This window comes from Pseudomonas sp. R3-52-08, from assembly GCF_003851745.1.
In the GTDB taxonomy this organism is placed as follows: Bacteria; Pseudomonadota; Gammaproteobacteria; order Pseudomonadales; family Pseudomonadaceae; genus Aquipseudomonas.
On sequence record NZ_CP027730.1, the window covers coordinates 4,918,605 to 4,939,314 of the forward strand.

Genomic DNA, 20,710 nt, shown 5'->3' on the forward strand with positions numbered 1-20,710 from the left:
CCGCTTGAAAGTGAACAAGCTGCCCTTTTAGACAGGTAGCGCCAAATCACACGCGCACGCGCACGCCCGCCGGTAATAAATCATCGGCGGGCGTGGCAATGGAAAAAGAAGTACCGGCGAATCAGGCCTGTTCGCGGATATAGCCCAGCTGCAAGGCTTTGCGAATGGCGGACTTGCCGTTGGGCACATTCAGCTTGCTGAAGATATTCTTCATATGGAACTTGACCGTACGCGGGCTCATTGAGACCAGAAGCGCTATTTCGTTATAGGTCTTGCCCTGACTGGTCCAGGACAACACCTGCGTTTCCCGAGGTGTCAGCACGGTTTCCGGTACAACCGGCGGGAGCACGGTGGTGCTTTCCAACGCCTCGTCGTAAACCGAGACCAGCAGCATCTGCAGTTCACTTTTGTTGGCCAGCACTCGCTCGCGAAACTGTTGATGTTCGCCAAAGCTGCAGAGGTTGAGGATGGAATAGAAGCCCCGGTTACCATGCACGATAAAACTGGCGCCCTCGCCGACGGGGGCACAGGGCCCTGGCACCGGGACCGCGTCTGCAGCGGGCGCAAGGATGTTTTCATCGCTCCAGAAAAACGGTTTTATGCGGCGTTTGGATAAGGACAGCAATTGACCGCGTTGGTAAAAGTCATCTGCAGCGTCACCACGGTCCAGCGCGTCGGGGTAGTTAGTGATGATTTCCGCTTCATCCAGCGTCGGCCCACACTGATAGACCTCGAAATGCCCGAGGCCGCGTCGGCTCAGCTCAACATCGAGCAATTGGCGCACATCGGCGGGCTGCATGAGCGTATTGTTATTGGCTTGACCATCGCTTCGCATGACTATCGTCCCTGATGAGTGACAACGGGTGAGGTTAGCGACCTGACCGGAGTGCTTCAATCCGTAAGCTTCCGATCAAAATCGACCTACACCGTAGGAAAATTCCTCTATATCAGGGAAAGAATGAAACATGCCTACCAACCTTGTCCAGTGCTTCCAGCGCTGAGCCGACCGCGAGCAGGCGCAGCAGTGTCTGGTCAGGCTATCTGTGTCGCAAACACCTCGCGAAACCGCTGCATTTGCTGCTTATTGCCTACCGTCACCCGCACCCACTGCGGCCAATCCTTCCAGACGCGTCCTACCAGCACATTCTGTGCAGCCAGGCGGGCAACCACCTGCTCTGCCGGCTGCTTCACGTCGATCATGAAGCAATTGCTCTGGGAAGCCGTGCAGCTATAGCCCCGGCCCTTCAGCCAAGCGATGGTCTCCTCACGCACATCGGCATTGAGCGCCTTGCGCTGGCCCAGTAGCTTGACGTCTTCCAGGCTGGCATGGGCACCCAGCAGGCTGGCACCGCCCGGGACATTGTCGCCGCCAAACACCGCGAGGCGCTCCAGCAGCGAGGGATGGCCGATCGCCAAACCGAGGCGCGCACCGGCCATGCCGTAAATTTTCGAGAAGGTGCGCAGTACCAGCAGATCGTCATGGTCCTTGATCCAACTCACGCAACTGGGGGCGTCGCAGAAGTCGATATAGGCTTCGTCCACCACCAGCACGCTGCCTTTGGGTTTGTTCTCCAGCGCCTGGCGGATAGCCTCGGTCGGCGTCAGGGTGCCGGTCGGGTTATTGGGGTTGCACAGGTACAGCATGCCGGCCTGGGGATCAGCCGCGAGCATCGCCGGTACATCATGGGCATGCTGGGCATCGAGGCTGACTTCGTGTACCGGCGCCTTGTTTGATTCGGCCGCCTGGCGCGGAACTTCATAGGACGGCGCGGCCATCACCAGGCCACGGGTTGGGTGGGTGAATGCCAACACGGCATAGCGCAACGCGGCCATGGAGCCGGCAAACACCGCCACGTTGTCTTCGCTGATGCCTTGCTGTTGGGCAAACAGCGCAGCCAGCGCGTACATGTGCGGGTAGGGATAACGCCCGGCTGCCGCAATACCACGCTGCATCGCCTCAAGCGCCGCTTTCGACGGCCCATAAGGGCTTTCGTTGTAGTTGAGCAATACATCGTCAGAGGCCGCCGGCGCAGGGCTTGCGACTGCCCAATCGAGATGCCCGAGCACAGGCAAGGCCGCGCCCAGGGCGAGAAGGGATCGACGACTGACGCTGACCATGGTGACTACTCCTTGTAGGCGGACGGGGGATTCGTACGGGTCATACAAAGAGTATGACGAGGAAAATGTCGCCCGATTTAGCACCACCGGGTTAGCCGCCGTTACCGCAGCAACGGATATGTACTCGCTCTGATTCAGCATCCTGGTCGGCTGTCAGGCCGCCATCGGGAGCAAGCCCCCTCCCACATTTGGAACGCGGGGTGTCAGTTAGCGAGGCTTCGACTCCTGAGCCGCCACAGGTTCAGGGCCCTACCGCGAAACTTATGTGGGAGGGGCGGTGCGACGATTCGACTTGCTCCCGATGGCGGTGTGTCAGTTACACAGGCATTCACTGACACTGCCTCATCGGGGCTTGCCCCCTCCCACATTTTGATCGTCCTCTATCAGGTAGACCTCACCTGGCCCTGGATCGAATTACTTCAACTGTAACTTGTGCTTCAGGCTCTGCATCACATCCGCCTTGTTTTGCAGATATTCATTCAGGCCCCGGGCGCGCAGGTTGCACGCATCACACTCGCCACAGCCGGTGCCAATGACGCCGTTGTAGCAGGTCAGTGTCTGCTCGCGCACCAGCTCCAGTTGCCCGTGGTAATCGGCCAGGGCCCAGGTCTCGGCCTTGTTCAGCCACATCAACGGGGTGTCGAGACGCACGTCGTATTCCATGCCCAGCTTGAGGGCCTGGTTCAGTGCCTTGACGAACTCGTCACGGCAATCCGGATATCCCGAGAAGTCGGTTTCGCATACGCCGGTGATGACGGTCTCAGCCTTCACTTGATAGGCGTAGATCGCGGCCAGGGTCAGGAACAGGATATTGCGGCCCGGCACGAAGGTGCTCGGCAGGCTTTCGCCTGAGCTGTTCACGGTCGGCACCGGAATGTTGTCACGGGTGAGGCTGCTGATCGCCAGTTCATTGAGCAGCGACACGTCCATCACTTTGTGCACGGTGGCGCCCAATTGCTTGGCCAACTTCTGGGCCACTTCGATTTCCGCCACATGGCGCTGACCATAATCGAAGGTGATGCAGTGCACTTCGTCATACAGCTTCAGCGCCTGGATCAGGCAGGTGGTCGAATCCTGCCCGCCACTGAACACCATCACGGCTTTTTTAATCATTGCTTTGCTTCCTGCCTTCGAAGAATGGGGAATAGTTTAAAGGCCACTCAATAAAAAACCCCGCGCTCTTTCGAAGGCGGGGCTTTTCACTGCCAGACCACTCAGGGCGCGTACGTCAGCAACAGCTCTTTCGGCACTTGGAAATCCAGGGACATCATCACGCTGAGCGCGGTGATGGTGAAGATCGAGAACACGAACAGCTTGCGCGCCCAGACGGTGTCATCCACCGCCTTGTAGCCGGTCCAGGCCATGTACAACCAGTACATGCCCATGGCCGCGGCGACGGCGAGGTAGCTCATGCCGGCGTAGCCACTGAAGGTCAACATCAGGGTCGCCACGAGGAAGGCCAGGATGTAGAGCAGAATGTGTTTCTTGGCCACCTGGATGCCACGCTTGACCGGCAGAACCGGAATCGACGCAGCCAGGTAGTCATTGAAGCGGAAAATCGCGATGGCGTAGGAATGCGGCATCTGCCACAGGCTGAACATCACCAGCAGCACCAGCGCGGCCATGTCGAAGCTATTGGTTACAGCCACATAACCAATCACCGGCGGCATCGCCCCCGACAGACTGCCCACGAGCGTGCCGTGTACCGACTTGCGCTTGAGGTAGAGGCTGTAGAGGCCGACGTAGATGACAAAACCGATCACGGCAAACAGCGCCGCCAGCGGGTTGGCCACCTTGTACAACAACACCACGCCCGCAACACCCAGGACGGTCGCGAAAATCAGTGCCAGCTTCAGGGAGATAAGGCCCTGGACCAGCACGCGATTCTTGGTGCGCTCCATCTTGACGTCGATGTCACGGTCGATGCAGTTGTTGAACACGCATCCGGAAGCTACCACCAGGGACGTGCCGATCATTGCAGCCAGGAAGATGGCCAGATCGACATGTCCCTTGGAGGCCAGGAAGAAACCGCCCGCCACAGAAAGCACGTTACCGAAAATGATCCCCGGTTTGGTGATTTGGATAAAGTGCTTAAGCGACATCGGGTTTTACCTCACTTCGCCATCATGTAGGTGTGGATGCTGAACATGATCCACAGCGACAGACCAACCAGCAGAACGATCACCAGGCCTGCGAACACGAACGCAATCACGTTCTCGCGCTGCTCTTTGGAACGATCCAGGTGCAGGAAGTACACTAGGTGAACCAGGACCTGAATCACCGCGAACGCCAACACGATCATCAAGGTGATCGACTTCGGCAGGGTTGGGTACATCACCAGGCCGAACGGGATCAGGGTCAGGATGACCGACAGGATAAAGCCGATGGCGTAAGACTTTACGCTGCCGTGGCTTGAATCGTGGCTGTCATGGGAGTGTGCATTAGCCATTACAGAGTCCCCATCAAGTAAACGACGGTGAATACGCAGATCCAGACCACGTCCAGGAAGTGCCAGAACAGGCTCAGGCAGCTCAGGCGGGTCTTGTTGGTGTTGGTCAGGCCGTGTTTATTGACCTGATACATCATCACCGCCATCCACAGCAGGCCGGCGGATACGTGCAGACCGTGGGTACCGACCAGCGTGAAGAACGCCGACAGGAAACCGGAACGGTGCGGGCCGTAGCCTTCGGAGATCAGCAGGTGGAACTCGTTGATCTCCATGCCGATGAAGCCCAGGCCGAACAGGAAGGTCAGCGCCAACCAGCTCAGCACGCCTTTCTTGTTGCCCTTGTAGAAGGCCAACATGGCGAAGCCGTAGGTGATCGAACTGAACAACAGCAAGGCGGTTTCGCCGAGCACGTAAGGCAGTTCGAAGATGTCGTGGCCCGACGGGCCACCCGCTACGTTGTTTACCAGTACCGCGTACACCGCGAAGATCGACGCAAACAAGATGCAGTCGGTCATCAGGTAGAGCCAGAAACCGAAGACGGTTATTGGCCCCGAGTCGTGGTGATGGTCATCGTGCCCATGGTCATCGACATGGGCGTGTCCAGCATTGGTCACTAAGTTCGACATGGTTTAAGCCTGTTCCAACGAGGTTTCTACACGGTTGGCCGGGATCTTCTTCTCGGCTACCAGGCGAGCGTGCTGCTCGGCTTCGATGCGTTCGATCGTTTCGACCGGCACCATGTAGCCTTGATCATCACGGGCAGCGTGAATGATGAAGTAACCGATAGTGCCCACCAGGCTCGCGATTGCCAGCCACCAGATGTGCCAGATCATCGCGAAACCGAACACGGTCAACAGCGCACCCATCACCACGCCAGTGGCGGTGTTGTTTGGCATGTGGATCGGCTCGTAGTGCTTGGGTTGCTGGTACGCAGTACCGTCTTCCTTGGCTTCGGTGAACGCATCGATGGTGTTCGCGGTAGGAATCACGGCGAAGTTGTAGAACGGCGGTGGCGACGAGGTCGACCATTCCAGGGTGTGGCCATTCCATGGGTCGCCCGATTCGCACAGGTTCTGCTTGCGATCACGCACGCTGACATACAGCTGGATCAGCTGGCAGGCGATGCCCACAGCGATCATCACCGCACCGAACATGGCGACGTACAGGTACGGCACCCACTCAGGGTTGGTGGTAGCGTTCAGACGACGGGTCATGCCCATGAAGCCCAGTGCATAGAGCGGCATGAACGCGACGAAGAAGCCCGAGATCCAGAACCAGAATGCAGCCTTGCCCCAACCTTCGTGCAGCTTGAAGCCGAACGCTTTCGGGAAGTAGAAGCTGAAACCAGCGATGTAGCCGAATACCGCACCACCGATGATCACGTTGTGGAAGTGAGCGATCACGAACAGGCTGTTGTGCAGCACGAAGTCAGCACCCGGGATGGCCAGCAGTACGCCGGTCATGCCGCCGATGGCGAAGGTGACCATGAAGCCCAGGGTCCACAGGACCTGGCTGGTCATGCGCAGACGACCGTGGTAGATGGTGAACAGCCAGTTGAATAGCTTCACCCCCGTCGGGATGGAAATCAGCATCGTCGCCAGGCCGAAGAAGGCGTTGACGCTGGCCCCCGAACCCATGGTGAAGAAGTGGTGCAGCCACACCATGAAGCCCAGTACCGAAATCGCGCCCGATGCATAAACCATCGAGTGGTGACCGAACAGGCGCTTGCCGGTAAAGGTCGAGATCACTTCGGAGAAGATACCGAACGCTGGCAGGATCAGGATGTACACCTCAGGGTGCCCCCATGCCCAGAACAGGTTCACGTACATCATTGGATTGCCACCAAGTTCATTGGTGAAAATGTGGAAATCCAGGTAACGGTCAAGCGACAGCAGCGCCATGGTAGCGGCCAGGATCGGGAACGAAGCCACGATCAGCACGTTTGCCCAGGTGCAGGTCCAGGTGAAGATCGGCATGTCCATCAGTTTCATGCCAGGGGCGCGCATTTTCAGCACGGTGGCCAGAAAGTTGACCCCCGTCAATGTCGTCCCGAGTCCTGATAACTGTAGCGCCCAGATGTAGTAGTCCACACCCACGCCCGGACTGTATTGCAGGCCCGACAATGGCGGATACGCAACCCAACCGGTCTTGGCGAATTCGCCGACGCCCAGGGACACGTTGATCAGCACAACGCCGGATACCAGCAGCCAGAAGCTCAGGGAGTTCAGGAACGGGTAGGCAACGTCACGCGCACCGATCTGCAGCGGCAAGGCCAGGTTCATCAAGCCGGTGAAGAATGGCATCGCCATGAAGATGATCATGATCACACCGTGGGCGGTGAAGATCTGGTCATAGTGTTCAGGTGGCAGGTAGCCAGGCGAACCCTCGGTGGCCATGGCCAACTGGGTACGCATCATGATGGCGTCGGCAAAACCACGCAGCAGCATGACCATGGCAACGATGACGTACATGACGCCGATTTTCTTGTGGTCAACCGAGGTCAGCCACTCGGTCCACAGGTAGGTCCACTTCTTGAAGTACGTGATACCCGCAAACAGTGCCAGACCACCCAGCGCGATCATGGCGATGGTAATCATCACAATCGGCTCGTGGAATGGGACCGCGTCCCAACTTAATTTACCAAACATCGTTTACTCCTCTGCCCCAGCAGTTGAATGCGCGCCTGTGTCAGAACCTTCAACCACGGCCACTTCTTTCTTCTCGTGCTTGACCGGCTTGCCTGGCTTCATACCTTCGTACTTGTCGACGATTTTCTGAAACAGGTTCGGCTCAAACGCGGAGTACAGGGCGACAGGGTTGTTCTGGCTTGGTTTGGTCAGGGCGTCGTATTCAGCTTGATCAAGCTGTTTAGGTGCGGCCTTGACTTCGGCTACCCAGGCGTCAAATTCTTCCTGGCTCGTCGAGATCGCTTTGAATTTCATGCCGGTGAAGCCAGCGCCGCTGTAGTTGGCGGAGATGCCTTCCATTTCAGCTTTCTGGTTGGCGATCAGGTGCAGCTTGGTCTGCATGCCTGCCATCGCGTAGATCTGGCCGCCCAGGGCTGGGATGAAAAACGAGTTCATCACGGCGTCGGAGGTGATCTTGAAGTTAAGCGGAGTGTGCTCCGGGAACCGGATCTGGTTCACAGTGGCGATACCCAGGTCCGGGTAGATGAACAGCCACTTCCAGTCCAGCGCGACCACTTCGATGTTGATCGGCTTGACGTCGGATTCCAGCGGACGGTACGGGTCCAGTGCATGGGTGGACTTGTAGGTCACATAACCCAGGGCAATGATGATGAGGATCGGGACCAGCCACACCGCGATTTCGATCTTGGTGGAGTGCGACCACTTCGGCGCGTAGGTAGCGCTGGTGTTGGACGCGCGGTATTTCCAGGCGAAGGCGAAGGTCATGATGATCACAGGGATCACGACCAGCAGCATCAGCAGGGTGGCGGTGATGATCAGGTTTCGTTCATCCAGACCGACCTGTCCTTTTGGGTCGAGCAAGGTCCACTTGCAGCCTCCCAGCATTAACATCATGCCAAGCAGCGGCAAAAAGCCTAGTAATCGGGGGTACCTGTTTTTACTCATCTCACGACCTCTAAAGCAGCTTGCGCAATGCAGTTGGGTTTTGATCGCCAACACTTCACCCTGCCAAGGGTTGGCATTTCTCTTCGATTGAATAAGAGCCTGCCCGTTACGTCATAGCTGTACGTCGCACGGACCTGCGGTGAGTTCTTATTCGATTTCGTGGCTAAAGGCCTTGTTACAGACCAATTCCATTTGGTGCGGAAAGTTGAAAGGCTGCCGGAACCTGGGATCGCACAGAGCCTTCCATCTGCTCCTCGACCGCTCCAATGCTCAAATATTGAACAGCACCGGACATTCAGTGCGGGCGATTGTAGTTAGCTAGCGATGTATAAACCATGTCTGATAAAGAAATAATTTTTATCGATTACAGCAATAATACTTCACCATTCCTGCAAGGGTTCGCGATGTTATCGCGTTCAATTCTCAACAAAAACCACAAAAATTGCGCTGTTATTGGGCAGATTGCCACTCCCCTTACGCTGTGTAAGGGCATGGCAAACGTGGCAAAGTCCCCATAAAACAAGGCATTTGCAGAGCGCTCATGGGCTCAAACCTCACGCGCCCGGCGGTGTCTTTCAAACCACGAATTGACAGCACGTTTTGTGCCCCGGATGCAAATTCAGCGGCCGGTTCGGCCATTCAGAAATGCCCTGCGACAGCCTCCGTGTGACAACATGTCGCACGCTGCGCGCACTATTCATTGCCGCTCGTCACGGCTCTTTCACAAATCCCTACACACAAAAACGCCCCAGCCTTCACTCAAGGAGACCGGGGCGTTTTAGTGAACGGGTTCAGGCTTTGGGGTGACGATTACGATAGATGCACAGGGGCACCAGGATTGCCGTCAGCACGAACGCGACCAACGCCCATTGCGCCAGGGACAGGCCGAGGATCGGCGGATAGGGCGTGCTGCAGAAACCATCGACCTGAAAGCCCAGGGGAAACACTTTGGCCAGGGGCAGGTCATCGACGATCGGCTGCAGCACATCGATGCCGCAGCTGACCTGAGGGAAGAACTGGGTGTACACATGATGACCGGCAGCGGCCACACCGCCCAGGGCGCTGAGGACCACCAGCCCTTCAAAGAACGTGACCGCACCCTTGCTGCGCATGGCAGCGCCGAGGAAGGCGAAGATCGCGATCAACAGCAAGGCATAGCGTTGCAGGATGCACAGCGGGCACGGCGCTTCGCCCAGCACCACTTGCATGTACAGCGCTCCGCCGATCAGCGCCAGGCAGATGATGCCCAGCAACACCAGAAAGCGCCGCTCCCTGCCCAAACGCAATTCGTCACTCATCTCTGGTTTCCTTTGTCTGTTTGCCCAATGGCAACAAGTTTACACACAGGCACCCGTTAAAACAGAGAGGGGTTAACAACGGATTAATCAGGAAAAATGAAGAGCTAAATGTGGGAGGGGGCTTGCTCCCGATAGCGGTGGATCAGTCAGCTTATCTGTCACTGACATACCGCTATCGGGAGCAAGCCCCCTCCCACATTGGTTCACTGTTGCTGTGAAGAACTTACTCCAGCGACGCAGCCGGGCCGAAGAATTCGTAGCGGCTTTGTTTCTCGGGCACACCCAGGGCCTTGAGGTGGCGCTTGATCGCCGCCATGAAGCCTTTAGGCCCCAGGAAGTACGCATCGATGTCGCGCCCCTCGGGCAGCCACGCCGCCAGTTGTTCCTGATTCAACAGGCCGACCTTGTCCGCCGCCGGGCTTACGCCGTCATCCTCGGCATAGCAGTAGAAGCGCTTGAGCTGCGGGTGCCTGGCGGCCAGCGCGTCTACCCAGTCACGGAACGCATGCACCCCGCCGTTACGCGCGCAGTGGATGAAATGCACGGGGCGCTCGGTGGCCAGGGCCGCTTCGAGCATCGGCAGGGTTGGGGTAATGCCCACCCCGCCGCTGATCAGCACCAGCGGCTTGTCGCTGGCGGCCAGGGTGAACTCGCCCGAGGGCGGGAACAGGTCAATACTCGCGCCGACGTGCAACTGGTCATGCAGGTAGTTGGACACTCGCCCACCGGCTTCGCGCTTGACGCTGATGCGGTACAGGCCGTCATTGCTCAGGGCCGACAGGGAATAGTTGCGCCGTACTTCCTCGCCGTCGAGCACCAACTTCATGCCGATGTATTGGCCGGGAGCAGCGCTGAGGATCGGGCCGTTGTCCACCGGGGCGAAGTAGAACGAGGTGATCTCGTCGCTCTCCTCCACGCGCTTGACCAACCGGAACGGCCGCGCACCGCGCCAGCCACCGGGCGCCTGGGCTTTCTCGTCGTAGATAGCCGCTTCGGCACCGATCAGGATATCCGCCAACTGCCCATACGCCGCGCCCCAGGCGCTCATCACCTCAGGGGTGGCAATCTCGCTGCCGAGCACTTCGGAGATCGCCCGCAGCAGGCAGGCCCCCACGATCGGGTAGTGTTCCGGCAGGATCTGCAAGGCCACGTGCTTGTTGATGATTTTGGCCACCAGATCGCCCAACTGGTCCAACTGGTCGATATGCCGCGCGTACATCAGCACGCCATTGGCCAAGGCGCGCGGCTGCTCGCCGCTGGCCTGGTGGGCCTGATTGAACAGCGGGCGAACTTCGGGGTATTCGGACAGCATCATGCGGTAGAAATGGGTGATCAACGCTTCGCCACCGCTTTCCAGCAGCGGCACAGTGGATTTGACGATGGCACGGTCTTGGGCGCTCAGCATGGGAGACTCCTGGGTCTTTTCATTCGTTGCCCTCAAGTACTCAGTAATCGTGCCAACTAATAAATCCAGTTTTTTCAGCAACTTAAATACCGCATAGTCAGAATGACCTCCTGCAGCTTATAGTCATAAGGACTACAAGGAGTCATTATGACTGCACAATCGCTGCTCACCACCCTGCTGCCCCTCGTAGCCGACCTGTCACGGGACTTGCCCGAAGGCGAGCGCTATCGACGCCTGCTGCATGCCATGCGCGCCCTGTTGCCGTGTGATGCCGCCGCCTTGCTGCGTCTGGAGGGCGAATGGCTGGTGCCGTTGGCCGTGGATGGCTTGAGCGCCGATACCTTGGGCCGACGCTTCAAGATCAGCGAACACCCGCGTTTTGCGCTGCTGCTGAGCAGCCCCGGCCCTACCCGCTTTGACAGCGACAGCGAATTGCCCGACCCCTACGACGGCCTGGTGGAGGGCCTGCACGGGCAGCTGGAAGTGCACGACTGCATGGGCTGCCCGTTATTTATCGACGACCAGCCGTGGGGCCTGCTGACCCTGGACGCCCTCGACACCGAGCGCTTCGAACGGGTCGAACTCGACGCCCTGCAAGCCTTCGCCAGCCTCGCCGCCGCCACGGTCAACGTCGCCGAGCGCATTGAGCGCCTGGCATTGCGCGCCGAAGACGAACACCAGCGCGCCGAGATCTACCGCCAGGCCAGCGGCCAGCAGCACAAGGAAATGATCGGCCAGAGCAAGGCGCACAAGCGCCTGGTCGAAGAAGTCAACCTGGTGGGCGGCAGTGACCTGACCGTGCTGATAACCGGTGAAACCGGGGTCGGCAAGGAGTTGGTCGCCCAGGCGATCCACGCCGCGTCTTCCCGTGCCGACAAACCGCTGATCAGCCTCAACTGCGCCGCGCTGCCCGAAACCCTGGTGGAAAGCGAGCTGTTCGGCCATGTGCGCGGCGCCTTCACCGGCGCACTGAATGAGCGCCGGGGCAAATTCGAACTGGCCAATGGCGGCACGCTGTTTCTGGATGAAGTGGGCGAGCTGTCGCTGAGCGTGCAGGCCAAGCTGCTGCGGGTGCTGCAAAGCGGCCAGTTGCAGCGCCTGGGGTCGGACAAAGAGCATCAGGTGGATGTGCGCCTGATTGCCGCCACCAACCGCGACCTGGCTGAAGAAGTGCGCCATGGCCGCTACCGCGCCGACTTCTACCACCGCTTGAGCGTCTACCCGCTGCAAGTGCCTGCGCTGCGTGAACGCGGGCGCGATGTGTTGCTGCTGGCCGGTTTTTTTCTGGAACACAACCGCTCACGCATGGGCCTGGGCAGCCTGCGCCTGACCAGCGATGCCCAGGCGGCGCTGCTGGCCTACGACTGGCCGGGCAATGTGCGCGAGCTGGAACATTTGATCGGACGCAGTGCGCTCAAAGCCCTGGGGCATTGCCGCGAACGTCCGAAGATTCTCAGCCTGAGCGCGGCGGATCTGGACCTGCCTGATGTCAGCGCAGCCGCCATCGAACCACCGGCCGCTGTCGCCCGCGACGTCACCGGCGACCTGCGCCAAGCCACCGAGCATTACCAGCGCCAGATCATCAACGCCTGCCTGGAACGCCATCAACACAACTGGGCCGGCGCCGCCCGAGAACTGGGCCTGGACCGCGCCAACCTTGGCCGTATGGCCAAGCGCCTTGGCATAAAATAGCCAATGTGGGAGGGGGCTTGCCCCCGATGGCAGTGTGTCAGCCAGCACATTTACACCTGACCCACCGCTATCGGGGGCAAGCCCCCTCCCACATTTAGACTGTCTTCACTTTGAAGACCGGGCTCACACCCTTCGGCTTGCGAAACACCAACACATTACCCAACATCACCAGCACCAACCCCGCCAGGGCCGGTGCCGTCCATTGATAACCCTCGGCAAAGGCCGATACGTTCAGCGCCACCACCGGAAACAACACAGTGCAATACGCCGCCCGCTCCGGCCCCATGCGGCCGACCAGCGTCAGGTAGGCGGTAAAGCCAATCACCGAGCCTGGAATCACCAAGTACCACAAGGCGCCGATGTAGCGCGTGCTCCAGTCCATCTCGAACGGAATACCGCGCACTGCGCAATACGCCGCCAGCATCGCCGCACCATAGGCCATGCCCCAGGCGTTGGTGATCAAGGGCCGCAGCCCGGCTTTCTGTTGCAGGCTTGAGAGCATATTGCCCGCCGAAAAACACAGCGTGCCCAGCAAGGCCAGGCCCAGGCCGAGCAGGGTCTGTGGGCTGGCGGCGTGCCCTGCCAATTCGGGCCAGAACAAACAGCCCAGGCCGAGCAAGCCAAGGCCGCCGCCCATTAACACATTGCGCGCGACCCGCTGGCCGAAAAACACCCGGGCATTGAGCGCGTTCCACAAGGTCGCCGTGGAAAACACCACCGCTACCAAGCCGCTGGGAATCCATTGGCTGGCGGTCAGAAAACACATGAAGTTGACGCAGAACAGGCACAGGCCCTGGGCCAGGCAAATCAGGTGCCCGCGCCGGTTCATCACCTGCAGCCGGCGGCTGAGCAGCAACAGCACGAACAGCACCAGGGCCGCCAAGGCGAAGCGGTAAACGATCGACACGGGAATCGCCACCACGCCCAACTGCCATTTGAGCGCGATCCAGGTCGTGCCCCAGATCAGCACAGTGAGTACATACAGGAAAAGGTTCATAGCGGGCTCCGGTGAGTGAGCCACAGTGTCGCGTTTTCCCCGTGCGACGCTCTTGCACATTCTTGCGCTTTTGTCGGGGGCGGGGATCACAGCGCCATGACGGCGGAGTAGGATGCAAAACGTCGGAGAACACACCATGCCAGAGCTGCAATCGCTGCACGTCTTTCAAGCCCTTAACCGCTCGCCCAACGCACGCCTGGAAGCCTGCGCCGAGCTCGGTGACGGACTGTCTGCGGCGTTGTGGAGCAACCACCACGATGCCCAGGATTACCAGGCGCCCAGCCATCACACCTTGTCGTGCTACATCGGCGGCGGCACCGGCACTTTTCGCCGTGACCAACCGGGCACCAAGGGCGGCCCCGACAAACTGTGCATCCTGCCGGCCGAGCACCAATCGGCCTGGGTGATCAATGGCCAGATTCGCCTGGCCCATGTCTATTTCAGCCCCGAACAATTCGCCCTCGGCTGCGTCACCCTGCTCGACCGCGAGCCCCGTGAGCTGCAGCTGCGCGAAAGCACCTTCCTCGAGGACGCCAGCCTGGCCGCACGCTTTCACCAGTTGATCGCCCTCAACTGGCAGGAGCCCGGTGAGCGCCTGCTGACCAGCAGCCTGGCCCATGAAATGCTCAGTCATACCCTGCTCAGCCAGGTCGGCGCCCGCGAAGGCCTGCGCGTCAAAGGTGGGCTGGCCGCGCACCAGCGACGGCGCTTGGTGGAGTACATCGACCATCACCTGCAGGACGCCATCAGCCTCGGCCAACTGGCCGGCCTGTGCGCGCTGTCGGAATATCATTTCGCCCGCATGTTCCGGCAAAGCTTCGGTCTGCCGCCCCACCAATACCTGCTGGCGCGCCGGCTGGCCCGTGCCAGGGCGCTGTTGCGCGACAGCGCCCTGGCCGTGGGTGAGATTGCCTGGCGGTGCGGGTTTTCCAGCGCCAGTCATTTCAACCAGCGCTTCCGCCAAGCCATGGGGGCGACGCCTGGGGACTATCGCCAGGCCTTTCGCACTTAGCCCATCAAGCCCAGCGTCTTGGCCTTGGCCACTGCCTGGGTGCGCCGCTCTACCCCGAGTTTGCTGTGGATACGCCGTGCATGGGTCTTAACGGTGTGCAGGGAGATATACAGGCGCTCGGCAATTTCCAGATTGGAGTTGCCCAGGGCGATCAACTGCAGCACTTCCAGTTCGCGCAGGCTCAGCGGGTTTTGCGTGGCGCCGACTGGCGCGGCCTGCGGTTCCAGCCCCAACTCACTGAGCAACCCCGGCGCACGTAAACGCAACTCGCGCACCGCCTGCTGCACCTGGCAACGCGCCGCCAGTTCCAGGCCGGCTTGCAGGGCCAGTCGCGCCCGCGCCGGCTCGCCCAGCCGCCAGGCCACCTCCCCCAGCACCAGCTGCAGTTCGGTTTCCAGGCAAAGCATGCCGCGTTGGCGGGTGCTGTCGAGCAAAGCGCCAAGCCGCTCGAGCGGGTGTTCGGCGCAGCCCAGCCTGACCTCGGCCAGCACCAACAGGTACTCAAGACGCGGGATCAATTCCAGCGTGGCCGGCGGCGCCTGCTTGGCGCAGGGCCCATGGAAGTGACGCAACACGCGGCGCATCGCTTGCACCGTCAACTCCGCGCGCCCTTGCTGCAACCAAAAATGCGCGCTGACCAACAACAGGACCGCGCGATACACCAGGTCGGGGACATGGCGCTGCTGCATCAGCCGCTCGGCATCGCGCAACTGGATAAACGCCTGGGCGTAATCACCGCGATTCGCCGCCAGCAGCGCCAGCCCGAGAAACCCGTAGAGCACCCGCTTGTCCTGGCTGTGCAGGCAGATGTTCAAACCGGCCTCGAAACACTCGCTTGCCAATGCGTCCTGACCTTGGCGCAAGGCGAGATGCCCGCGTCGCAGGGCGATACGCCCCATCAGCGGCCCAGCCTGCAAGCGCTGCTCGACCAGCATCGCCTGCAGGCTTTCCAACAGGCTCTGCGCCCGGTAAGGCGCGCCGCGTTGTTCCAGCAATTGGGCGTGATCCAACTCAAGCAAGGCCTCCAGCACCAGCGAACCGTGGGCGCGGGCCAGGCACAGCGCTTCGCGATTCAGCGCTTGGGCCACGTCCAGCTCACCGCGCAGCATGGCTTGCTGGGTCAGGCCCGACAGGCACATCAAGCGCGATGTCCAGGCGCTCTCGGGCAAGGCTTGCAGGGCCTCGAGGAAATGCTCGCGGGAACCCTCGGCATCGCCGCTCAGGTGCAGTAACCAGCCGACTTGCGCCTGCCAGCGCGCCACCAGATGACGCTGCGCCGCCGCCGTCGGTCGCGGCGCGAATCGAGCCAACTGGTCGATGCACACCGCCGCCTGCTCGAACCGCCCGGCAAACAGCAATGCCGCCGTGACCAGACCCACCAGCGGTGCCGAGCCGAGCATCAGTTCATCGCCATGCTGCTCATGCAGGCGCAACAGCAGCACCGCATTTTGTCCGCGGAACAAGTCTTCGAAACTGAAGTGCTGCAACAGGCTCACTGCGCCCTCATATTCCTGCGCCAGCAGCGCCTGTTCAAAGGCCGCCTGCCAGTCCTGCTCGGCGCTGAACCACTGGCACGCGCGCCGGTGCCAGGCGCGCTTGGCCGGCCAGGGTTCTTCACGCAGCAAACGCGCCAGGGGCGCAAAAATGTGCAGCCAATCGGTGGTGCCTTCCCAGGGTTGGATAAACGCACCGAGCGCTTGCAGCTCGCGCAGGTACTGGGCGCCGTCACCCGAGCCGAACAGGTGTTCACACAGGCCGGTATTGAAGCGCGGCAGGTTGGCCAGCACCCGCCAGGCTTCGGCCAATTCCGCTGGCAAGCTGCTGAACACTTCGTGTTGCAGATAATCGAGCAGGGTTTTATCGGGATGGCCGTCACCGAGCAGCGCAATACGCACCCCGGCGCACCATCCGGCGCTGAATTGCATGATGTTGTCGACGCTCTGCCCTGGGCCGAGCAACGCCTGGATTTCCGTCGCGCTGAACGAAAGTTCCGTACTGCCGCACTCCAGCAATTCGTCATCGAGCAACAGGCGCGGCCAATTGCACGCCGGCCGCCGCCGCGCGCCCAGCCACCAGGTCAGCGCCGGGCTGCTGGCGGTGAGCAACCGGTCCAGCAAGGCGTCCAATGCAGGCGCGGGCAGCCGGCAAAAATCGTCGAGGAACAGCCACGCCGAGTGTTGCCAACGCCCCAGGTCCAGCAATAACGTCGCTTCATCGGTGTAAGACAGCCCAAGGCTGTGGGCCAGGCGCCGGGAGAAATCCACCGGGCATGCAACTACGCCATTGAGCGCCAACCAGTGAACCTGGCACCCAGGCGGCGCCTGCAACGCGCACTCGGCAAGCAGCGCGCTCTTGCCACTGCCGCCCGGCGCGCACAGCAGCTTCACCCGCGCCGGTGCCGCGAGCAAAGGCGCGGCCAGGCGCGGGCGCAGCAGATGGTGAGCGGACAGCCGGGGCATGAATCCAGGACGGTCCAGGCAGCGTGTCATGGCGGTCATTGCTGCATCCTGCTTTTTTATTGTGATGCAACCCTAGTCCTGTGGCGGGCGGTTGTTGAAGAAGTATTCAGCGGGGTGATTGAAAGACATGCGCAAAACCCAATGTGGGAGGGGGCCCCCGAATGATCATTCCCACGCTCTGCGTGGGAATGCCTCCTGGGACGCTCCGCGTCCCGCCAACCGTCGCGCACAGGTGACGCAGAGCGTCACGGGCTGCATTCCCACGCGGGAGCGTGGGAATGATCTTTAGCGCACGCCTTCGGACCTGAGCGCCGCGGGGGTGTAATCCGCTGCCTTGGCCGCGAAGCCGAAGACGAAGCTGCTCTTCTCCTCGTTCTTCATACCCAACGCGAGATAACGCCCGGCGATCAGGTCGTACAGGGTTTCCACGGTGTAGGCCGGTACCTGGTGGTCGTAATAGAACTGCGCATGGCCTTCGGCGACGCGCCACAGTTGGCCGCGACCGTCGTAGTGGTCCACCAGGGCGACTTGCCAGCTGTCTTCGTCAATGTACATGTGGCGCTTGGCGTAGATGTGGCGCTCGCTCGGCTTGACGGTGCCGACCACTTCCCAGACGCGATGCAGCTCATAGCGGGTCAGGTCCTGGTTGATATGCCCGGCCTTGATGATGTCGTCGTATTTGAGGGTCGGCGAATCGAGCTTGTAGCTGTTGTAAGGGATGTACAGTTCCTTCTTGCCCACCAGTTTCCAGTCATAGCGGTCGGGCGCGCCGGAGAACATGTCGAAGTTGTCGGTGGTGCGCAGGCCGTCGGAGGCGGTGCCCGGCCCGTCATACGAGACCTGCGGCGCCCGCCGCACACGGCGCTGGCCGGCGTTGTAGATCCAGGCCAGGCGTGGCTCCTTCACCTGGTCGAGGGTTTCGTGCACCAGCAGCACGTTGCCGGCCAGCCGCGCTGGCGCCGTGACCGATTGCTTGAAATAGCTCAGCACGTTGGCCGCCTTGGCCTGGTCGATATCGGGGATGGCCTGCGGCACCGCCACTTCCTCTTCGAAGCGGATCGGCGTGTAGCTGCCGTTGGTCTGTGGCGTGGCCTGGGTGATGATGCGGCGCAGGTTGCCGCCGTGGTAACGGGTGATGTGATTCCACAACACCTCCACACCGTTTTTGGGAATCGGGAACGCGTAGTAACGGTTACCTGTGAAGTTCTCCAAGCCGTTGCCGTCGTTGATCGCCTTGACGTTCAGTGCGCTGCGCTTGATCGACTCGTAGATATCCGCCGGCAGGTTGACCGTACGGTGGCTCGGGTACACCGGGATCTTGTAGGTCTCGGGGTAGCGCTTGAACATCGCCACCTGGCCGTCGGAGAGTTTGTCCTTGTACTTGTCGACGGTGGCGGCGGTGATCACGAACAGCGGTTTTTCACTGGCGAACGGATCGGCGAGAAAGCCCTTGCTGTCCACCGCGCCGGCGTTTTTCGGAATGCCGCCGGTCCAGGCCGGGATCGAGCCATCGGCGTTGCCGGCTTTTTCGGCGCCCACCGGGGTCAGGCTGGTGCCGAGCTTGGCGGCTTCTTCCGGCGATACCGCGGCCATCACGTGGGCGGCCAGCAGACTCAGGGCCAACGCTGCAATTGTCTTACGCATAGTTCTTGTCCTTCTTTAAGCCAAGTCAGAAGTTCACGCCGAAGCTGAGGGCGAGGAAGTCACGGTCGGTCAGGGTGTTGTAGTCGCCGCCAAAGAAGTCGGTGTAGCTGAGACTGGCGGTGTAGGTGCTGCGGTAGTCCGCATCCACGCCGACGCTGATGGCCTTGGCGCCTTTGTTGAACAGGCCGTTGGGGCCGTAGCCGGCGACATCATGGGACCAGGACAGGTTGGGCTTGAGGTTCACCCCGGCAATCGCGTTGTTGTAGTCAAGGATCGCCCGCGCGCGGTAGCCCCAGGAGGTGGAGGTGACGAACCCGTCGGTGTCACCCTGGAAACCATAGGCGCCATACACCGAGTCACGGCCGTAACGCAGTCTGGTTTTGTCTTCCAGGCCAGCGACGTGCACGACGGCCGCTTCGCCCACCAGGGTCAGGCGCTCGGCGCCCAGCACCTGGTCGAAGAACTGGGTCATGGTGCTTTGGATCTGGGTGATTTCCTTGCGACGGTAGCCTTTGTTGTCGGCCCCAAACGAACTGCGGATCGGCGACGCGGTGTTGCCGGCAATCGGGTTGACCAGCGCCAGGGTCAGGTCGGTGGTGTTGAGTTGCACGGGCGCATTTGGCCGATAGCTGATTTCGCCGGTCCACGCCGTACCGGTGGGCAAGGTGGTGGAGAAGCTGGCACCGAACAGACGGATATCTTCCGGGTAATCCAGGTAGTACTGGCCACGCCCGAGCATGGTGCTCTGGGCCAGGGCCCCACCAAAGCCCGGCGGAGCGGCGGCGCCAATGGCGCCGATGGTTGCCAGGTTGGTATTGGCGGTAATCGTGCCCACGGTCGGGGTGCGGCTGTGGTAGTTCATGAAGTACAGACCGTATTCGGTGTCGTCACCCAGCCAGCGCAACGCGGCGCCGAACTGGCCGGAGTCACGCGCATCACGGTCCGCAGCGCGCTGCACCACCACACCCTCGCGGGTGACCACAAAGCCTTGGCCGCGTGCCGCTGCAATCGGTTGCAGCGGTGCAATCCCCGGGCTGCCCACCGTGTAGTTACCGGTGCAGCCATCCGCCGCCACGTCACCGCCGAAGAAGGTGCCGCAGTTGTCCAGTACGGTCTGGTCCCATTCCAGTTGGTAGAAACCTTCTACGGTGAGCTGATTGGTCAGGCTCTGGGAGGCGAACAGCATGTTCACCGGGATCAACCCTTCCTTGATCTCGGCCCCCGGACGACGGAACGCCGACACGTCGATCGGGTTGATGCTGTTGATGGAGTTACCGATGAAGGTACTTTCACCCCAACTGACCACTTGCTTACCGGCGCGCACGGTGCCGGGCAGGTCGCCCAGGGAATAGTTGTGGTAGACGAAGGCATCGAGAATCTGCGCACCGCTGGATTTGGCGCCTTCCTTGCGGTTGTGGTCGCTGATCTGCTTGAACTCGCGGTCTTCGTCCTTGAGCTCGAAGTCGTACCAGTACTTGCCGCGCACGAACACACCGGTGTCGCCGTATTTCAGTTCAAGATCATGCAGGCCCTTGAAGATTTTCGAGAAGGTTTCGCCCTTCTTGAAGTTCAGGCGCCCGTCATCCCCGGTGGACGCCTGGCCCGTGCCGCCGTTGACGGTGCCGACCAGGCTTTTGTCGGCATCCCGCGTGCCCCAACTCGCACCGACCGATAGCGAGGAATCGAATTGCCCTTCGATCTCGCCAATATTGAACGAAACAGCGTGGGCCTGGGCACAGCAACCCAAGGCAACCGCAGCGGCCAGCGCCTGTGGCGTGAAGATGGCGCGCATTGTTGTTTTTGTCATGCGTCTTCCCCGGTGAGTGACAGAAGGCCCCACCCTACTGCCGCCCAGGAGGAGCGATAAGCGCACCAAGGAGGTATTCGTGTTGTCGCTCGAAAGGATGACGGGCCGCGCGGGCCATGGGTGCGGCGCGCGTCATGGATTGGATGGATGGTGGCCTATCAGAAGCATCGATGGCATGCGCTCAATTATTGTCGTTTTGGTAACAGTCCTTGTCCTGAACTGCTATTACTCATTCT

Annotated in this window: 16 protein-coding genes; 2 read left to right on the plus strand and 14 right to left on the minus strand. The window is 60.7% G+C overall.

Going from position 1 to position 20,710, the window contains the following annotated elements:
• Positions 1-121: 121 nt before the first annotated feature.
• The 10 genes from C4J91_RS22655 to hmpA all read right to left on the minus strand — a co-directional run bounded on the left by C4J91_RS22655 (position 122) and on the right by hmpA (position 10,863).
• On the minus strand, positions 122-835 hold the full coding sequence (locus C4J91_RS22655; protein ID WP_124364338.1) for a helix-turn-helix transcriptional regulator: 714 nt from the start codon (positions 833-835) through the stop codon (positions 122-124).
• 197 nt (positions 836-1,032) lie between these two features.
• Positions 1,033-2,118: a pyridoxal phosphate-dependent aminotransferase gene (locus C4J91_RS22660; RefSeq protein WP_124364339.1), complete on the minus strand. Its 1,086-nt coding sequence runs from the start codon at positions 2,116-2,118 to the stop codon at positions 1,033-1,035.
• A 414-nt stretch (positions 2,119-2,532) separates the two neighbouring features.
• On the minus strand, positions 2,533-3,231 hold the full coding sequence (gene queC / locus C4J91_RS22665) for a 7-cyano-7-deazaguanine synthase QueC (protein WP_124364340.1): 699 nt from the start codon (positions 3,229-3,231) through the stop codon (positions 2,533-2,535).
• A gap of 101 nt (positions 3,232-3,332) precedes the next feature.
• Positions 3,333-4,220, minus strand: coding sequence for a heme o synthase (cyoE, locus tag C4J91_RS22670; protein ID WP_124364341.1), 888 nt, complete (start codon positions 4,218-4,220; stop codon positions 3,333-3,335).
• An 11-nt stretch (positions 4,221-4,231) separates the two neighbouring features.
• Complete coding sequence (gene cyoD / locus C4J91_RS22675) at positions 4,232-4,567, minus strand: cytochrome o ubiquinol oxidase subunit IV (RefSeq protein WP_003194051.1); 336 nt, start codon at positions 4,565-4,567, stop codon at positions 4,232-4,234.
• Positions 4,567-5,193, minus strand: coding sequence for a cytochrome o ubiquinol oxidase subunit III (locus C4J91_RS22680; RefSeq protein WP_057723999.1), 627 nt, complete (start codon positions 5,191-5,193; stop codon positions 4,567-4,569). Before C4J91_RS22680 ends, cyoD begins: the two co-directional genes overlap by 1 nt.
• A gap of 3 nt (positions 5,194-5,196) precedes the next feature.
• Positions 5,197-7,215: a cytochrome o ubiquinol oxidase subunit I gene (gene cyoB, locus C4J91_RS22685; protein ID WP_124364342.1), complete on the minus strand. Its 2,019-nt coding sequence runs from the start codon at positions 7,213-7,215 to the stop codon at positions 5,197-5,199.
• A gap of 3 nt (positions 7,216-7,218) precedes the next feature.
• The gene (gene cyoA, locus C4J91_RS22690) at positions 7,219-8,160 is read right to left on the minus strand and encodes a ubiquinol oxidase subunit II (RefSeq protein ID WP_124359764.1); all 942 of its coding nucleotides are present in this window, start codon (positions 8,158-8,160) and stop codon (positions 7,219-7,221) included.
• A gap of 791 nt (positions 8,161-8,951) precedes the next feature.
• Complete coding sequence (locus C4J91_RS22700) at positions 8,952-9,458, minus strand: disulfide bond formation protein B (RefSeq protein WP_124364343.1); 507 nt, start codon at positions 9,456-9,458, stop codon at positions 8,952-8,954.
• Positions 9,459-9,681: 223 nt separating this feature from the next.
• Positions 9,682-10,863 carry an NO-inducible flavohemoprotein gene (hmpA, locus tag C4J91_RS22705; protein ID WP_124364344.1) on the minus strand — a complete coding sequence of 394 codons (1,182 nt, stop codon included), beginning with the start codon at positions 10,861-10,863 and terminating at the stop codon, positions 9,682-9,684.
• 147 nt (positions 10,864-11,010) lie between these two features.
• On the opposite strand from hmpA, the gene norR reads away from it, so the two are divergent.
• Positions 11,011-12,555 carry a nitric oxide reductase transcriptional regulator NorR gene (gene norR, locus C4J91_RS22710; RefSeq protein ID WP_124364345.1) on the plus strand — a complete coding sequence of 515 codons (1,545 nt, stop codon included), beginning with the start codon at positions 11,011-11,013 and terminating at the stop codon, positions 12,553-12,555.
• Between the two features lie 94 nt (positions 12,556-12,649).
• Here norR and C4J91_RS22715 read toward each other — a convergent pair whose 3' ends face one another.
• Positions 12,650-13,552, minus strand: coding sequence for a DMT family transporter (locus C4J91_RS22715; protein ID WP_124364346.1), 903 nt, complete (start codon positions 13,550-13,552; stop codon positions 12,650-12,652).
• Between the two features lie 136 nt (positions 13,553-13,688).
• Here C4J91_RS22715 and C4J91_RS22720 point away from each other — a divergent pair, with 136 nt between their 5' ends.
• Positions 13,689-14,564 carry a helix-turn-helix domain-containing protein gene (locus C4J91_RS22720; protein WP_124365207.1) on the plus strand — a complete coding sequence of 292 codons (876 nt, stop codon included), beginning with the start codon at positions 13,689-13,691 and terminating at the stop codon, positions 14,562-14,564.
• Here C4J91_RS22720 and C4J91_RS22725 read toward each other — a convergent pair.
• From C4J91_RS22725 to C4J91_RS22735, 3 genes are all read right to left on the minus strand, one after another.
• Positions 14,561-17,062: a LuxR C-terminal-related transcriptional regulator gene (locus C4J91_RS22725; protein WP_124364347.1), complete on the minus strand. Its 2,502-nt coding sequence runs from the start codon at positions 17,060-17,062 to the stop codon at positions 14,561-14,563. The genes C4J91_RS22720 and C4J91_RS22725 overlap by 4 nt on opposite strands.
• A 246-nt stretch (positions 17,063-17,308) precedes the next feature.
• Positions 17,309-18,667 carry a DUF1329 domain-containing protein gene (locus C4J91_RS22730; protein WP_124364348.1) on the minus strand — a complete coding sequence of 453 codons (1,359 nt, stop codon included), beginning with the start codon at positions 18,665-18,667 and terminating at the stop codon, positions 17,309-17,311.
• Positions 18,668-18,692: 25 nt separating this feature from the next.
• Positions 18,693-20,474, minus strand: coding sequence for a DUF1302 domain-containing protein (locus tag C4J91_RS22735; protein WP_124364349.1), 1,782 nt, complete (start codon positions 20,472-20,474; stop codon positions 18,693-18,695).
• Between the last annotated feature and the right edge of the window lie 236 nt (positions 20,475-20,710).

What these genes read in the sequence shown, in the direction of transcription:
- C4J91_RS22655 (WP_124364338.1), bottom strand. Translation starts at nt 835, where the DNA reads ATGCGAAGCGATGGTCAAGCCAATAACAATACGCTCATGCAGCCCGCC.
- C4J91_RS22660 (WP_124364339.1), bottom strand. Translation starts at nt 2,118, where the DNA reads ATGGTCAGCGTCAGTCGTCGATCCCTTCTCGCCCTGGGCGCGGCCTTG.
- queC (WP_124364340.1), bottom strand. Translation starts at nt 3,231, where the DNA reads ATGATTAAAAAAGCCGTGATGGTGTTCAGTGGCGGGCAGGATTCGACC.
- cyoE (WP_124364341.1), bottom strand. Translation starts at nt 4,220, where the DNA reads ATGTCGCTTAAGCACTTTATCCAAATCACCAAACCGGGGATCATTTTC.
- cyoD (WP_003194051.1), bottom strand. Translation starts at nt 4,567, where the DNA reads ATGGCTAATGCACACTCCCATGACAGCCACGATTCAAGCCACGGCAGC.
- C4J91_RS22680 (WP_057723999.1), bottom strand. Translation starts at nt 5,193, where the DNA reads ATGTCGAACTTAGTGACCAATGCTGGACACGCCCATGTCGATGACCAT.
- cyoB (WP_124364342.1), bottom strand. Translation starts at nt 7,215, where the DNA reads ATGTTTGGTAAATTAAGTTGGGACGCGGTCCCATTCCACGAGCCGATT.
- cyoA (WP_124359764.1), bottom strand. Translation starts at nt 8,160, where the DNA reads ATGAGTAAAAACAGGTACCCCCGATTACTAGGCTTTTTGCCGCTGCTT.
- C4J91_RS22700 (WP_124364343.1), bottom strand. Translation starts at nt 9,458, where the DNA reads ATGAGTGACGAATTGCGTTTGGGCAGGGAGCGGCGCTTTCTGGTGTTG.
- hmpA (WP_124364344.1), bottom strand. Translation starts at nt 10,863, where the DNA reads ATGCTGAGCGCCCAAGACCGTGCCATCGTCAAATCCACTGTGCCGCTG.
- norR (WP_124364345.1), top strand. Translation starts at nt 11,011, where the DNA reads ATGACTGCACAATCGCTGCTCACCACCCTGCTGCCCCTCGTAGCCGAC.
- C4J91_RS22715 (WP_124364346.1), bottom strand. Translation starts at nt 13,552, where the DNA reads ATGAACCTTTTCCTGTATGTACTCACTGTGCTGATCTGGGGCACGACC.
- C4J91_RS22720 (WP_124365207.1), top strand. Translation starts at nt 13,689, where the DNA reads ATGCCAGAGCTGCAATCGCTGCACGTCTTTCAAGCCCTTAACCGCTCG.
- C4J91_RS22725 (WP_124364347.1), bottom strand. Translation starts at nt 17,062, where the DNA reads ATGACCGCCATGACACGCTGCCTGGACCGTCCTGGATTCATGCCCCGG.
- C4J91_RS22730 (WP_124364348.1), bottom strand. Translation starts at nt 18,667, where the DNA reads ATGCGTAAGACAATTGCAGCGTTGGCCCTGAGTCTGCTGGCCGCCCAC.
- C4J91_RS22735 (WP_124364349.1), bottom strand. Translation starts at nt 20,474, where the DNA reads ATGACAAAAACAACAATGCGCGCCATCTTCACGCCACAGGCGCTGGCC.